Source organism: Pseudanabaena sp. PCC 9330 (assembly GCF_055795045.1).
Window position 1 is genome coordinate 644,830 of record NZ_JAYFES010000115.1, and the last position, 14,808, is coordinate 659,637.

A 14,808-nucleotide genomic window follows, 5' to 3' on the forward strand; every position below is an offset into this window, starting at 1 on the left:
TAGCAGCAGCAGGGTTGCAGCCAAAATCCACAGCGGCCATCGGGGCGGTGGCTGGGGCGATCGATTCATAGCCTGACCTAGGGTTTTGCCTAACATTAACGGTTTAAATTCTGTCTTGGAGAGCTGAACTCAGGTTGTTACAATTTTTGAAGACTATATCCCCAGACCACTCAATGCAGCAGGAGAGAGCACCCATGGCAGTGAACTGCGCGATAGATTGCAAAGACGGTTGTGTACTCGGCAACGACTGCCCTAACCTCAAGTACACCGCAGAAGCCTCAAAATTTATCTCAGATACCTCCCTTGACGACCTACTGGCTCTGGCCAACGAAGCGGTGCAGCGAAAGATGCTGGAGCGAGCTGCTCAACCGCCCAAGTGGGTGCTGCCCGAAGACTAAACCCGAAGACGAGACTTCATCCCAGTCCAAACGTGGAGTTTTGCCAGTGGGAAACCTTCTGCCTGTGGAAAAACTATAGTTCCCAGGCTGGACTTGGAATGGGAGCCCGTAGCTCAAGATTAAGAGGCTGCGCAACTTGGCCATAACCCATGAAAGCCCTGTGCTATGGTGTCACTAGTGAGTTGTTAGTTGCATTACCGACTGGACCTCGGTCTGAGTTTGAGTACATCTCCTAAAACTTCCTGTCCTTTTTCTCTATCCGGAGATGTAGTCATGTCAATTTACGTAGGCAACCTCGCCTTCAACGCAACTCAAGATCAGTTGACCGAGGTTTTTGCTGAGTACGGTGCTGTCAGTCGCGTCAGCATGCCCACCGATCGCGAAACCGGTCGTCCTCGGGGGTTTGCCTTTGTCGAAATGGAAAAAGAAGCCGACGAAGATGCCGCCATTGAAGCCCTTGACGGGGCTGAGTGGATGGGTCGCGACCTGAAGGTGAATAAAGCTCGCCCCCGCGAGTCTCGGGGTGGCACTGGCGGCGGTGGCGGCGGCGGCTGGAACAACCGCCGCTAGACGCGCTACCTTAGGTAAACCGATAAGGCTTACCCTGGTGCTTTGCATCTGTCGAGCTTTAAGTTTTCAAGTGAGGGTACCGCTAATGCGGTACCCGGTAGTTTAGGGTTGACGCTGCTAGGGCAATGTTTGGCTAGCGTTGGCTAAGTTTTTAGGAGTAGTAATGGCCCAGGTTGTATTGGGAGAAGACGAAAACATTGAATCAGCCCTCCGGCGATTTAAGCGCAAGGTGGCTCGGGCTGGCATATTCTCAGACATGAGAAAAAATCGTCACTTTGAAACCCCCATCGAAAAGAAAAAGCGCAAAACGATCGCTCGTCAAAAGCAGCGCCGCTGGGGATCGAAGCGCTAGCAAAACATCAGGCTGGGCTTGCAGAGTCTCTATGCTGAAGCCAATAGGTTGTGGTTACGGCTGTACTGTTAGCTCTCTAGGGCTGCTATGGCTAGATGCTTGCAGGAACTGAGCCAGGATGGTTTCAGGGAATAGCTTTCTAGAGAGTGGGCATTGCCCACTTAACTGTGGCTATGCTGCTGAGTTGAAGCTTGCAGCTTCTTTCCTGGGCATTTTCTCAGGCCTTCTGGCTAGGATTTTTCGGTTATTTTGATCGTTTGTACAGGAGACCGGCTCATGCTTCCCGAGTCAGCAAAGCAGGTTTCAGAACTGCGTGTGCAGTTTTATGCCTCGTTCGCCGATGCCCTTGGTACCGCTGTCACTATTACCCGAGAAAAATCCTACGCCAGTACTCTGCCCCGGGTGTCTTGGTTAGATGGTGAGGGTCGCTCAAACTACCTGTGCATGTACGGGCACTCTGCCCCAGATGTTTTGCTGCCCGATCGCCCTCTGGTGCTCCGGGTGGGGGTTAACCTTGGGGCAGAGCTATTTATGGGGGCGGGGGCTGGCCGGGGCACTCGCCGCCACAACCGTACCTGCCAGTTTTATCTCACGCTGGTGGGGGCAGAGCTGCCCGATGCCCTACCCTGGATTCTCAAGGCGCTGGCCCAGCCCCATGGGTTAAATCTAGAAGCCTTGTCAGACATGCCCTACATTCTTGAGAGCAAGGCCTCGGCAGGGCAGGCCGACTCACTCTGGACTCGCTCTGCTCTACAGCGGATGCAGCAGCCTCGCACTACCACCACCGTCAGTGCAGACTATGCTACGTTGCTGGGCTAGGTGTTCTAGACCTGTATTGCTCAACGCCGGTCTTGGCTCGACGCCACGCCCCAAGCCACGGTGAGTAGAAATATCCCTGTAGTCTCCTGTGTCGGTACGAGAGACCACAGGTTTTTTCATGGTTGGGCCTGGCCGATCGCTACTGCTGCTTAGCCGATCAACTTCTGGAGCCCCGTTAGTAGGCGATCGAGGTGGCTGCGATCGTGGGTGGCCATCAGGGTAAGGCGCAGGCGACTGGTGGGCACCGTGGGTGGGCGCACTGCGGCAACCCACAGACCGTGCTGTTGCAACTGTTGACTAGCAGCCATGATTGCTGCTGCTGACGACCCCTCTAGACAAATAATCGGTGAGGCTGAGGGTAGCCGTCGCCAACTCAAGGCTGAGGGTTTGGCCTGGGTTAAGAGCTGATCAATTTGCTCGATCGCAAGCGCTACATTGTGCCAGAGAGCCCGACGACGCTGAGGCTCTTGTTGTACTATCTGCACCGCTGCCAGGGCCGCTGCCGCATCGGCTGGGGAGAGGGCGGTGGTGTAGATCCACCCCGGTGCCCGGTTGCGGAGAAAGTCGATCAGCGCCGTTGAACCGGCTACATAGCCGCCTAGGCTGCCCAGGGCCTTGCTCAGGGTGCCGACCGTCACCAGGGGCTGCCCGACGCAGCCCAAATGTGCGATCGCACCAGCACCGCGATCGCCAAACACCCCGGTGCCGTGGGCTTCATCGACCAGCACCATGGCGTTATAGGTGTCGGCTAGCTTAAGTATTTCTGGCAGCGGGCAGAGGTCGCCGTCCATGCTGAAGACGCTGTCGGTGACAATCAGGCAGCGGCGATGGCGATCGCGGTGGGTGGCCAGCAAGGCTTGCAGGTGGGTCAGATCGCCGTGGCGATAGTCCAACATCGTAGTGCCGCTGGCTTTGCCCCCGGTTCTCAGGCTGGAGTGGTTGTACTCGTCGCCCAAGATCAGATCTGGGGTGCCGACGAGGGCGGCGATCGCCCCCAGATTGGCCAGATAGCCCGAGCTAAATACGATCGCATCGTCGGTGCCTTTGAGGGCGGCGATCGCCTGCTCTAGCTCCCGATGTAGTGGGCGATCGCCGCTGAGCAGACGCGAGCCCGTGCTGCCGGTGCCGTAGGTGTGAATGGCCGCGATCGCCGCCTCGGCCAGCCTGGGGTCGCTGGCCAGCCCCAGATAGTCGTTGCTGGCAAAATTTACCAGGGTCTGCCCCTGGTGCTGCACCGTTGGCCCAGCCATGCCGTCAACGGTCTGCACCGAGCGATAGCGGTGGGCGCGGTGCAGGGCTGCCAGCGATCGATCGAGCCAGCCATAGGGATGACTTTTGGTCTCGGTCATCGGTGGAAATATCTCCGTAGGCAGACTGGGAAATGATGGTTGATCTGCCATGATTTCATAGCTAAACCAAATCCAACGCCAAGTCTAGCGTGAGGCCTTGGCTTTCCTGTCAGTCAAATCGACTAGATTACCCAGCCGAAGCGCGGCACTGTTTCGATCAAACCTTTTTACAACCTTTGGAGACTAGGGGTTATGTCTGAACCCAATGGCGTCATGATGCAATATTTCCACTGGTATAACGAGCCCGACGGCAACCTGTGGAATGAGTTTGCTGAGAACGTTAAAGACTTGGCCGAGGCAGGCATTACGTCGGTTTGGTTGCCCCCCGCCTACAAGGGCAATGCGGGCGGCTACGACGTGGGCTACAGCGTCTACGACCTCTACGACCTAGGAGAATTTGACCAAAAGGGCAGTGTTCGCACCAAGTACGGGACTAAAGACGAATACCTTCAGGCGATCAAAACAGCTAAAGACGCAGGCATTCGGGTCTATGCCGATGTGGTGATTAACCATATGCTGGGCGGCGATGAGGCCGAGGAAGTCACAGCCACCCCCATGAGCGATGACAACCGCCATGAACCCATTGACGAGCCCCGCACCGTAAAGGTGTGGACTCATTTCACCTTTCCCGGTCGCCAGGGCAAATACTCTGACATGGAATGGCACTGGTGGCATTTTGACGCCGTTGACTATGACGAAAATAACCCCGACTACAACGCCGTTTACCTGTTTGAAGGCAAGTCGTTTGACGAAAATGTAGACCTGGAAAAAGGTGCTTTTGACTACCTGATGGGCTGCGACCTCGACATGGAGTCAGACGAGGTGCGCGAGGCTCTCAAAGCCTGGGGGGCTTGGTATACCGAGATTACCCAGGTAGATGGCTTCCGTTTCGATGCGGTCAAGCATGTGCGGGCCGGGTTCTTTCCCAAGTGGCTAGAGCACTGTCGCAAAACCGCCGGACGCAGATTGTTTGCCGTCGGCGAGTACTGGTCCTACGAAATTGAGGCGCTGCACCACTTTATTGACACTACCGGTGGCGACGTGCACCTGTTTGACGCGCCTTTGCACTATAACTTCAGCGAGGCCAGCAAGGCCGGGGGCGACTACGACCTCACCACCATTTTTGACAATACCCTGGTGAAAGAGCAGCCCGCCCTGGCCGTCACCCTGGTCGATAACCACGATTCGCAGCCGCTGCAATCGTTAGAGTCGGTGGTGGAGCCTTGGTTCAAGCCCCTGGCCTACGCCCTGATTTTGCTGCGGCAAGACGGTTATCCCTGCATTTTCTACGCCGACTACTACGGGGCTCACTACAAAGACACCGGTAACGACGGCGGCGAATACGAGGTCTGGCTCGACAGCCACCGCTGGCTGATCGACAAATTTTTGTGCGTGCGCAGTACCTACGCCTTTGGCGACCAGTACGACTACTTTGACCACCCCAGCACCGTCGGCTGGACTCGCCTCGGCAATGACGAAAACCCCGGCGGCATGGCCGTGGTGCTGACCAACGGCGACGATGGCCGCAAGTGGATGGAGGTGGGTCAGCCCAACTGCGTCTACTACGACATCACCGAGCACATTCAGGAAACCGTGACGACTAACGATGAAGGCTGGGCTGAGTTTAGCTGCGCAGCCGGGTCGGTGTCGGTGTGGGTACCGAAGGACTGAGGGGGCAGTTAGGGATTGTTGCTGATCTGGGAGGGCTTCGGGGTGGCAGGCGTGATTTCGGGAGGGGTTTCGATCGCAGCTGATCGGTCGCTGCCGCCGGTGGTGGCGAGGAGCGCAGATCTGGTGCGGCTTGCGGCCCAGCTAGCGGAGAACTTTGCCGCCGAAGCAACGGCGGTCGATCGCCCAGAGGCCTTTCCGGTAGAGTCTTTCCGGCGGTTGGCGGCAGCAGGGTTTTTGGTCGCCCCGCTGCGAGCGGAGTTGGGGGGTTGTGGGTTGGGCATTGAGGCTTCGACCACCTACGATCTGCTGCGATCGCTTCAGCATATTGGCCTGGGCAATCTGGCGGTGGGGCGGGTGTATGAGGGCCACGTCAACGCCCTCCAGATCATTCAAACCTTTGGCACGGCAGCGCAGATCGAGCGCTATGGGCAGGCGGTGCGCGATCGCCACAAAATCTTTGGCGTCTGGAATGCCGAGGATGCCGAGGGCCTGAGCATTGTGCCCGTGGGGGGCGATGGGCAGGGCCAACGCTATCGCCTGGAGGGGGCCAAGACCTTTTGCTCAGGGGCGGGCTATGTCGATCGCCCCTTTGTCAACGGCAAACTGCCCGACGGTACCTGGCAGATGGCCATTGTGCCGATGGATGAGGTCAGCACCCAGTGGAACCGAGACTGGTGGCAGCCCATGGGCATGCGGGCCACCGCCAGCTACAAAATTGACTTTACCGGTGTTGAGCTGGGGGCCGACGATCTGATTGGCCAGCCCGGTGACTACCTGCGGCAGCCCTGGCTGACGGCGGGGGTGGTGCGGTTTGCGGCGGTGCAGCTGGGCGGGGCCGAGGCCATCTTTGACCTGACCCGGCAGTATTTGCAGTCGCTGGGTCGGGTTGACCACCCCTCTCAACAAGAGCGGCTGGGGCAGATGGCGATCGCCCTAGAGACGGGCCAGCTGTGGCTGCGCGGGGCTGCCGACCAGATCGCCGCCTACGACGCCCAGTTTGCTGGCGACCCGGAGCGTTTAAACCCTCGGCAGGCGCAGCTGTTGGCCTACGCCAATATGATGCGCACGGCGATCGAGCAAATTTGTATGGATATGATGCAGCTCTGTCAGCGATCGGTAGGCACGCGGGGACTGCTGCCCCCCGCCCCTCTAGAGCGGGTGCTGCGCGATCTGACTCTCTACCTGCGGCAGCCCGCCTACGATGCGGCGATCGCCGGAGCCGGAGCCTACGTGCTGTCGCAGACCGCTCCAGCGGAGGATCTATGGCACCCATAACCGCTGAAATAACCGCTGAAAAACTGGCATTCTCACCCCTGGCCACTCCAGAGGCGCTGCCCATGCAATCGCTAACGGTACAGGATCCGGTCTTGGTGGTGGCCCCCCACCCCGATGATGAGACCCTGGGCTGCGGCGGTGCGATCGTCCGACTGCGGGCCAGCGGCACGGCGGTGCAGGTGCTGGTGGTGAGCGATGGCACTCGATCTCATCCCAATTCCCGAGCATATCCAGCCCCTCGGCTGCGGCAGGTGCGCGAGTCTGAGACCCGGTTGGCGCTGGCGGTGCTGGGGGTAGAGGCTGAGCAGGTGACGTTTTTGGGGCTGCCTGATGGCTCGGTGCCCGCCGTCAGCCCCTGGCCGCCCCAAACCGCCGCCGTCCAGGTGGCTCTAGAGCGCTGCACCGCTGAGCTGCGCCGGGTTGCCCCCGGCACAATTTTTGTGCCCTACCGGCACGACCCCCACCGTGACCATCGGGCTACCTGGAGCCTGGTGCAAGCGGCGATCGCCAGTCTGCCCCAGCGCCCCCGGCTGATTGAGTACCCAATTTGGGATTGGGACCCCCAGCAGCGCCAGCCGCTAGATGCCCGCTACCAGGCCTGGCGGCTGGATATTGCCCCCTACCTAGAGGTCAAGCGCCAGGCGATCGCCTGCTACCGCTCCCAGACTACCGATCTGATTCACGATGACCCCACCGGGTTTCGCCTCGCTCCAGAGCTGATCGCCACCTTTCTCAACCCGTGGGAACTTTTTTTGGAGCTTGCCCCATGACCGATCCATCGCTGCCATCGCTAGGGGCCGACTTTTTTGATCAGCTCTATGAGGCTGACCCCGACCCTTGGCAGTTTGAGACCAGTGAGTACGAAGCCGCGAAATATGCCGCGACCATCGCTGCCTTACCCCAGCGGCGATACCGTTCGGCCTTTGAAATTGGCGGCTCGATTGGGGTGCTCACCGAGCAACTCGCCCTCCACTGCGACGCGCTGCTGTCGGTCGATCTGTCTCCCATTGCCCAGGCCAAGGCCAAACAGCGCTGCCAACACCTGCCCCAGGTGCGCTTTCAAATTATGAATGTGCCCCAGGACTACCCTACCGATCGCTTTGATCTGGTGGTGCTCTCTGAGGTGGGCTACTACTGGTGCTGGGCCGATCTGCACCTAGCCCAGCAGCGTATCTATGCGTCGCTACAGCCGGGGGGACACTTGCTGCTGGTGCACTGGCTGCACGAAGCGCCCCGCTATCCCCTGCGCGGCGATGACGTGCACAATGCGTTTTACAATTTTGCAGCCTCGCGGCTTACCCATCTGCTGGGGCACCGCACCGACGACTACCGGCTCGATCTCTACGCCAAGGCGGTATGAGGTAGATCAACGTCAGCTCGATCAAACCTTAGGCCGTGGAAACGTTGGCCCCGTCCCCTCCTCGGCGGGGTGCCCGGAGGGCGGGGTGGGTCAAAATGCTGACGACAAAAGAGTTTCTGCTTGTGGGATAAAGACTTTTTTGTCGCAAATAACCCACCCCTACCCCGCCGAGGCGGGGTCAGATAGCTAGGTTGCTTAGAGGATTGGCTGATGCTGAACTCAGGTTAGGCATGGTCAGCTGTCTGGCGCAGGTGGTAAAGGCGCAGGCGCAGGTCGGCGATCGCCCGTTCAATCGCTACCGTGCCCCACTGCTGCTGCCATAGATCAGCATCTTGCTGGCACTGCTCTACGCGCTGGTAGAGGTCGCCCCAGGTCGACGCTAGCTCGACCGCTTGACGTAGCGCGGCGATAGGCACCGCTAAACGGGTGGCCAACTGCACCAGCTGTGGGGGGGCCAGCACCGACAGCGGCTGCCCGGTAGAGTACTGCTGCCAGTAGCGCCGCAGATCGCCACGGGCTAGCAGCTTGGCCTCAATGGCGGCGGCAGGCTCAACTAAAAACGCCTGCCGGGTTTGGCCCAGGCTTTGAAACTGACTCAGCCGATCGGCCAACCCCAGAGAGGCGCGACCGCACTGGCGGGCTGAGGTGGTCACCCGCATCAGCGGGCTGTGGCGCACCCTGGCCCCCACCCGCACCAAAGCGCGATGAAAGGCAACATCTTCGGCGGTGGGCAGTGGGGGCATGCCCCCGGCGGCGGCATACATCTCGTAGGTGACGGCAAAGTTAGCGCCAAAAAATTGATAGTGCCGGGGGGCGCGATCAAAAGGGTCGGGGTCGAGGTAGTCTTCGAGCTGTTTGATCAGATAGCGGTAGCCCACAAAGCGCAGGTAGGTGGCGCGGGTAGCGGCATCGAGGGCAGCCCGTTCGGCTCGATCGGTGACGGTGCGCCCGCCCAGGGCATCGGCACCGCGATCGATTTCGTGTCGTATGGCGGCGACCCAATGGCGGTCAACCCGGCTATCGCCATCGGTGGAGGCGATCGCACCTCTAGGCGTACCAATCCACCGCAGCCGCTGGTAGGCTTCATCCATCAAGATCTGTCGCACGCGGCCAATGTGGGCCTGATCTGGCGGCAGAGTCTGCTCGATCAGATGCAGCTGCACCTGGGGATGCTGCCGGGCAAACTGCCGCACCAGGGCCGCGGAGTGATCGGTGCAGTTGTTGGCAAAGACGATGATTTCATAGTTGTCAGGGGCCAGCGGCTGCCCCTCAAAATCGACCTGATCGGCCAGCGCCCGCAGGGTGCCAGGCAGGGTTTCGGCTTCGTTGCGCACGGGCACAATCACAGATACCTGGGTTTGTAGCGACGGTGGCCGACTCACCTGACCAGAGGCGCGCCATCGGGAGACAGGCCCCGTTGGCGAAGGTGGGTCTGGGGGCGGGGGAGATAAAACAGGAATTGCTTCCAAGCAATTGCCTTGCATACCGATCCTTTCTGCAACAGGTAGATAGAACGCTGACATGCCAGTCGATTGAACGGCGGTGGAGGGGCTGCTGGAAAATGGTTTCACCAAGGGTGGGCAGTGCCCCATCTACGGCGGCTAAAGTCGTTGAATTTTCGATGCCTTGTGGTTGGGCAACCTGCTCAACGGGCCGTTATTAGGGGGTGCCACCCTTGATCAGAAAGCGTGGGTGGCCGGGAGCAACCATAAAAAAGGGTTTCTCTGATGCGATCGCCCGATCAAACTGGCTATCTGCGGGAGAAACCCTTGTTGTTGCGCTTTGTCTCGGCACTTTAGGCCAGGACCTTTAGGCCAGGGACCTTAAGATTGAGCCGAGCTGTCGGTGGTTAGCTCAGTGCTGGTTTGAGACCCAGACTTAAGAAAGACCGGGGCTTTTTTGTCGAAGTAGCTGCCAATAAAGGTATTGACCGCTGACAACACCACTGGCCCCAGCAAAAAGCCAATGATGCCCTGGACATAAAACCCAGGCACCACGGTGGAGGCTAGCCACAGACAAAGGCCATTGACAATCAGCGAAAATGCTCCAAAGCTAACCACATTCAAGGGTAGGGTCAGGGTTTGCAGCACGGGTTTAACAAAGGCATTGACCACACCTACCGAAACAGCCGCGATCGCCGCCGCCGTCAGGGTAGAGATGGTGACACCAGGTACAACTAAATCAACGACTAGAAGGCTGAGGGCTGTAGCCAGCCCGGATAACAAAATACTCCACATGGTGATTTCCTACTCTCAGGGTGATGTCAGAGGTGAGCAAACAAAAAGGTTTTTTAGATCCTGTAGTCGGCTACGCTCAGGTTGAGCCTACTGCTACAAAATCTCCTCTCAAAAAAACAGTGCCTTGTCAGTGTCTGGAATGGCGGCACTAACTAACCGGCCTGTTCTTTTAAGTTAAAGATTGACTCAATGATTTTCGTCTACTGTTAGACAGATTCAGTGGGATAGATTAAGAAAACTGCTGAAAAAGGGAGTGCTGGCCGTAGAGAAAGCGGTCTGCTAATAAATTTTGGGAAGAGTAATTTTATTGCGGTTAGTCAGCGATCGTCAGTCGTCATTTGCCTAGGGTCGAACTGACGGCGATCGCTGGGGCTGCGTTCACCCGATCTAAACCGCACATAACTCCTCATGTAGAAGTCTACCGATAGGAAAGCTACAGCTCCTGTTCTGGCCTTGGCATAGGCTTAAAGTATTCCCTAGGGAGGATGCTATGGAATGTGATTAGCTGTCAATATTTTGCTAGACATAAGAAGTTTGCGATCGCATAAAATGACCCTTCTTTAAGCTCTATCGCGATCGCCCTATTCACGGCTTTAGCTGGTATATCCATGGGTGGAAAACGGGTAGGATGTGATTGTCTGATGGTCTTATCTTGCCTTGACCCCTGTTGATGGTTGCGTTCCCCCATGGCTGATGCCTTCTCTAAGCCGCTATGGCCCTCAGCCCCAGTACCCAAAAATGAGGCTGAGCGCTTAGCAGCCCTGCGGCAATACAACATTCTCGATTCCCCTGCAGAAGCTGCCTTCGATCGCATCACTACCCTGGCAGCGCGTCTATTTGACGTTCCCATGGCCCTGATTTCTCTGGTCGATGAGTCGAGGGTGTGGTTTAAGTCGTGCTACGGCATCGCTAAGGAATCGGTGCCGCGCGATGGGGCCTTTTGCAGTCTGGCCCTGCAATCGAGCGATGGCCTGGTGATTCTCAATGCTCAGCAGGATCAGCGCTTTAGCCAAAATGTCTTGGTGCAGGGAGAAGCGGGGATACGCTTTTATGCCGGTATGCCCCTGGTCAGCCACGATGGCTTTGTTTTGGGCACGCTGTGTGTGCTAGATACCCAGCCCCGGGAGGCGTTTGAGGCTGAGCAGCGATCGCTGCTGGCCGACCTGGCCGCCATGGTAATGGATGCCCTAGATCTGCGTCTCAATGCCCGCAAAGTGTTGGAGATTGAGTCGGCCCTGGTAGAGGTAACCCAGGATGTGGCGACTCAAACGGGGGATGCTTTTTTGCAAACCCTGGTGCAGCGCTTTACTAAAACCCTGGGGGTTGACTACGCCTACATTGGTTTGGTCAGCGACGGTGAGACCATGCAAACCCTGGCGGTCTGCGCCCAGGGCACCATTGCCGACAACTTCGACTATCCCCTGCGCCATAGCCCCTGCTTTAAAGTGCTGAGCGATCGCCAGCTGTGCTGCTACCCCAGCGGTGTGCAGCAGCAGTTTCCGCGCGCCCCGATGCTCGGCCAGTTGGGCATCGAGAGCTATGCGGCGGTGCCCTGCTTTGACGGGGCGGGCCAGGCCATTGGGCTGCTGGGCATTATGCATCGCCAGCCCTTAACCAATGTGCACCTGGCCGAAACCCTGCTGCCTATTTTTGCCTTGCGCACGGCTACAGAGCTAGATCGCCAGCGCACCGATGCGGCCCGGCAGCAAATGCAAACCGAGCTAGAGCAGCTGGTGGCCCAGCGCACGGCAGAGCTGTCTGCGACCAACCAGCAGTTGCGGCGCGAGAGTGCCGAGCGGCAGCAGACGGCGATCGCCCTACAAAAAGATCAAGAGACGCTGCAAGTGCTGCTCGACAGTGTGCAGGCGGGCATTGTGGCCTGCAACAGCGAGGGCATTTTGACCCTGTTTAATAAAGCGGCCTGCGATTTTCATGGGTTGCCCGAGCACCCCCTGCCCGCCGACCAGTGGGCCGACTACTACGACCTCTACCTGAGCGATGGCAAAACCCCCATGGCCAAGGAGGCCATTCCGCTGTTTCGGGCGTTGCAGGGCGAAATTATCCACAATGCTGAGATGGTAATTGCGCCGCAGCGGGGCAAGGTGCGGGCGTTGCTGGCCAGCGGGCGGGCGATCGCCGATCTCAACGGCAATCGGCTGGGGGCCGTGGTGGTGATGCACGACATCACCGAACGCAAAGAGATGGAAAACACGCTGCGCGATCGAGAATCTCAGCTTTCCAGCATTTTTCAAACCATTCCCGACGGCATTTTGATTCTCGATGCGACGGGGCAACTGGTGACCGCCAACGCCGCCGCCGAAAAGATTTTGCACCTGTCGGTTAGCGATCTGGCTATGCGCACCTACAACGACGTGGCCTGGCAGATCACCGATGCTGACGGGCAGCCCGTGGCCGAAGCCGATCTGCCCTTTGCCCAGGTGATGCGCACCGGCCAAGCCGTCTACAACGTCGAGCAATCCATTGCCCATGCCGACGGCAGCCGCACCATCCTCTGCATCAACGCCTCGCCCATGGTCGATAGCCAGGGCCAGATCACCCATGTGGTGGCCTCTATCAGCGACATTACCGAGCGCAAGCAGGCCGAGACCGTGCTGCAAGAGTCAGAAGAACGCTACCGATCGGTGATTGAGACCGCCGCCGAAGGCATTGTCTTGCAGCAGGCTGACGGCGAAATTTTTACCTGCAATGCCAGTGCCGAAGAGATTTTGGGGTTGACCGCCGATCAGATGATGGGGCGTACCTCCCTCGATGCGCGCTGGGCCTCGATTCATGAAGATGGGTCGCCCTTCTCTGGAGACGAGCACCCGGCTATGGTCACTCTGCGCACCGGGAAACCCCAGACCAACGTGGTGATGGGAGTCTGCAAACCCAACGGCACCCTCACCTGGATCTCGATCAATGCCCGACCGCTGTTTCAGTCTGACAGCGACCAGCCCTCTGCGGTGGTGGCCTCGTTTTTTGATATCACCGATCGCAAGCTAGCTGAGACCGAACGCGCCCAGTTCATCCGCGAGCAGGCGGCCCGACTAGAGGCTGAGGCTGAGCAGTTTCGCTCGGCGCTGCTGGTGGATATCAGCACTACCCTGGCCTCGTTGCTCAACCATACCGACACCCTGCAACAGGTTGCCGACCGAGTGGTGCCCGCCTTTGCCGACTGGTGTGTGATCGATCTGCTCCACGCCGATCAGGCGATCGAGCGCGTGGCGATCGCCCATACAGACCCGGCCATGGTGGCTCTGGGTTGGCAACTGCACCAGCACTCGGCGATGGATGACAGCGAGGGCATGGTCACGCTGCTGCGCGCTGGCCAAACCCAGCTGGTGCCCAACATTCCTGCCCAGGCCTTAGACGCGATCGCCCACAGCCCCGACCACCTTGAGCAGTTGCAGGCGTTGGGGCTCAAGTCTTGCATTGTGGCCCCCCTGATCGCGCGTGGGCAAATTCTGGGGGCGATTTCGTTTATTACCGCCGAGTCAGACCGCACCTATGCCCCTGTCGATTTGGCTCTGGCTGAAAACATTGCCCACCAGGTGGCGATCGCCACCGACAATGCCCGACTCTACCAGGCCGAACAAACTGCCCGCAGCGAAGCCGAAGCCGCCAACCGCACCAAGGATGAATTTCTCGCGGTGCTCTCCCACGAGTTGAGGTCGCCCCTCAACCCGATTTTGGGCTGGGCCCAGCTATTGCAAACTCGCCAGCACGACCCCAAAATTTTGACCAAGGGCCTAGAGACCATTGAGCGCAACGCCAAGCTGCAAACCCAGCTGATCGAAGACCTGCTCGATGTATCGCGGATTTTGCGCGGCAAGCTCACCCTCAATGTGGAAGAGGTGCATCTGTCGATCATGCTCGAATCTGCCCTAGAGACCGTGCGGCTGGCGGCAGAGGCCAAGGCCATTGCCATCGCCACCTGGGTTGACCCAAACCTCGGTCGGGTGCTGGGCGACGCCGGTCGTTTGCAGCAGGTGGTGTGGAACCTGCTCTCGAACGCCGTCAAGTTTACCCCCCAGGGGGGCCGGGTGGCGGTGCGCCTTGAGGCCGTGGGTGAGGGCGGGGCCGCTCAAGCTCAGATCACGGTCAGCGACACGGGCAAAGGCATTACCCCAGAGGTGCTGCCCCACATCTTTGAGCGCTTTCGCCAGGCTGACAGCAAGACTACGCGGCAGTTTGGCGGGCTGGGGCTGGGGCTGGCAATTGTGCGACAGCTGGTAGAGCTGCACGGTGGCACCATCACGGTCGATAGCCCCGGCGAAGACCAGGGGGCCACGTTTACCGTCAGGCTACCGCTCCTGCGCCAGGCCCTGAGCATGGCTCAGATGCCAGCTAACCCGACAAATCCCCTGGCTCTGCCTACCAGGCTAGACAATCTACGGGTCTTGGTCGTAGACGATGAGGCCGATGCGCGTAACTTGGTAGTGTTTGTTTTAGGGCAGGCAGGGGCGATCGTTACCGCCGCTGGCTCTGCGATCGAAGCCCTCACCCTGTTGGCCAACTTAGATATCGACCTGCTGATTAGCGATATCGGTATGCCCGATATGGATGGCTATATACTGATGCGGCAGATCGTGGCTCAGCATGCCGCTGAGGACGGAGCGCTGCCGTTTAAGGCCATCGCCCTGACGGCCTATGCTGGCGACGTGAATGGGCAAAACGCTCTGGCCGCTGGCTTTGAGTGCCATCTCAGCAAACCCTTTGAGGCTGAGGAACTGCTAGGGGCGATCGCGACTCTCATGCAGTCGTTGTAGATGGGTTT

The 14,808-nt window shown here is 58.9% G+C and carries 12 protein-coding genes; 9 read left to right on the plus strand and 3 right to left on the minus strand.

Annotated features, from left to right (window positions below; genetic code table 11):
- Positions 1–194 precede the first annotated feature (194 nt).
- From AC0QKW_RS20150 to AC0QKW_RS20165, 4 genes are all read left to right on the plus strand, one after another.
- Positions 195–398: a hypothetical protein gene (locus tag AC0QKW_RS20150; RefSeq protein ID WP_473152877.1), complete on the plus strand. Its 204-nt coding sequence runs from the start codon at positions 195–197 to the stop codon at positions 396–398.
- A 273-nt stretch (positions 399–671) separates the two neighbouring features.
- The gene (locus AC0QKW_RS20155) at positions 672–968 is read left to right on the plus strand and encodes an RNA recognition motif domain-containing protein (protein WP_473152878.1); all 297 of its coding nucleotides are present in this window, start codon (positions 672–674) and stop codon (positions 966–968) included.
- A 163-nt stretch (positions 969–1,131) separates the two neighbouring features.
- Entirely contained in the window at positions 1,132–1,320 is a 189-nt protein-coding gene (gene rpsU / locus AC0QKW_RS20160; RefSeq protein WP_073608157.1) for a 30S ribosomal protein S21, read from the plus strand.
- Between the two features lie 276 nt (positions 1,321–1,596).
- The gene (locus AC0QKW_RS20165) at positions 1,597–2,139 is read left to right on the plus strand and encodes a hypothetical protein (RefSeq protein WP_473152879.1); all 543 of its coding nucleotides are present in this window, start codon (positions 1,597–1,599) and stop codon (positions 2,137–2,139) included.
- Positions 2,140–2,288: 149 nt separating this feature from the next.
- Here the strand turns inward: AC0QKW_RS20165 and bioF are convergent, their stop codons facing one another.
- Entirely contained in the window at positions 2,289–3,488 is a 1,200-nt protein-coding gene (bioF, locus tag AC0QKW_RS20170) for an 8-amino-7-oxononanoate synthase (RefSeq protein ID WP_473152880.1), read from the minus strand.
- Positions 3,489–3,680: 192 nt separating this feature from the next.
- On the opposite strand from bioF, the gene AC0QKW_RS20175 reads away from it, so the two are divergent.
- The 4 genes from AC0QKW_RS20175 to AC0QKW_RS20190 are packed head-to-tail and all read left to right on the plus strand — an operon-like array spanning position 3,681 to position 7,794.
- Complete coding sequence (locus AC0QKW_RS20175) at positions 3,681–5,159, plus strand: alpha-amylase (protein WP_473152881.1); 1,479 nt, start codon at positions 3,681–3,683, stop codon at positions 5,157–5,159.
- 15 nt (positions 5,160–5,174) lie between these two features.
- Positions 5,175–6,434 (plus strand): acyl-CoA dehydrogenase family protein, encoded by a 1,260-nt coding sequence (locus AC0QKW_RS20180; RefSeq protein WP_473152882.1) that lies wholly within the window; start codon positions 5,175–5,177, stop codon positions 6,432–6,434.
- Positions 6,422–7,204: a PIG-L deacetylase family protein gene (locus tag AC0QKW_RS20185; protein ID WP_473152883.1), complete on the plus strand. Its 783-nt coding sequence runs from the start codon at positions 6,422–6,424 to the stop codon at positions 7,202–7,204. The genes AC0QKW_RS20180 and AC0QKW_RS20185 overlap by 13 nt, the downstream gene beginning before the upstream one ends.
- Positions 7,201–7,794, plus strand: coding sequence for an SAM-dependent methyltransferase (locus AC0QKW_RS20190; protein WP_473152884.1), 594 nt, complete (start codon positions 7,201–7,203; stop codon positions 7,792–7,794). The genes AC0QKW_RS20185 and AC0QKW_RS20190 overlap by 4 nt, the downstream gene beginning before the upstream one ends.
- Positions 7,795–8,018: 224 nt before the next feature.
- Here AC0QKW_RS20190 and AC0QKW_RS20195 read toward each other — a convergent pair whose 3' ends face one another.
- Entirely contained in the window at positions 8,019–9,278 is a 1,260-nt protein-coding gene (locus AC0QKW_RS20195; RefSeq protein WP_473152885.1) for a glycosyltransferase family 2 protein, read from the minus strand.
- Between the two features lie 339 nt (positions 9,279–9,617).
- Positions 9,618–10,031, minus strand: a complete 414-nt coding sequence (locus AC0QKW_RS20200; protein ID WP_473152886.1) for a phage holin family protein — start codon at positions 10,029–10,031, stop codon at positions 9,618–9,620.
- 686 nt (positions 10,032–10,717) lie between these two features.
- Between AC0QKW_RS20200 and AC0QKW_RS20205 the strand changes: the two genes are divergently transcribed.
- Positions 10,718–14,800: a PAS domain S-box protein gene (locus AC0QKW_RS20205; RefSeq protein WP_473152887.1), complete on the plus strand. Its 4,083-nt coding sequence runs from the start codon at positions 10,718–10,720 to the stop codon at positions 14,798–14,800.
- The last annotated feature ends 8 nt before the right edge of the window (positions 14,801–14,808 follow it).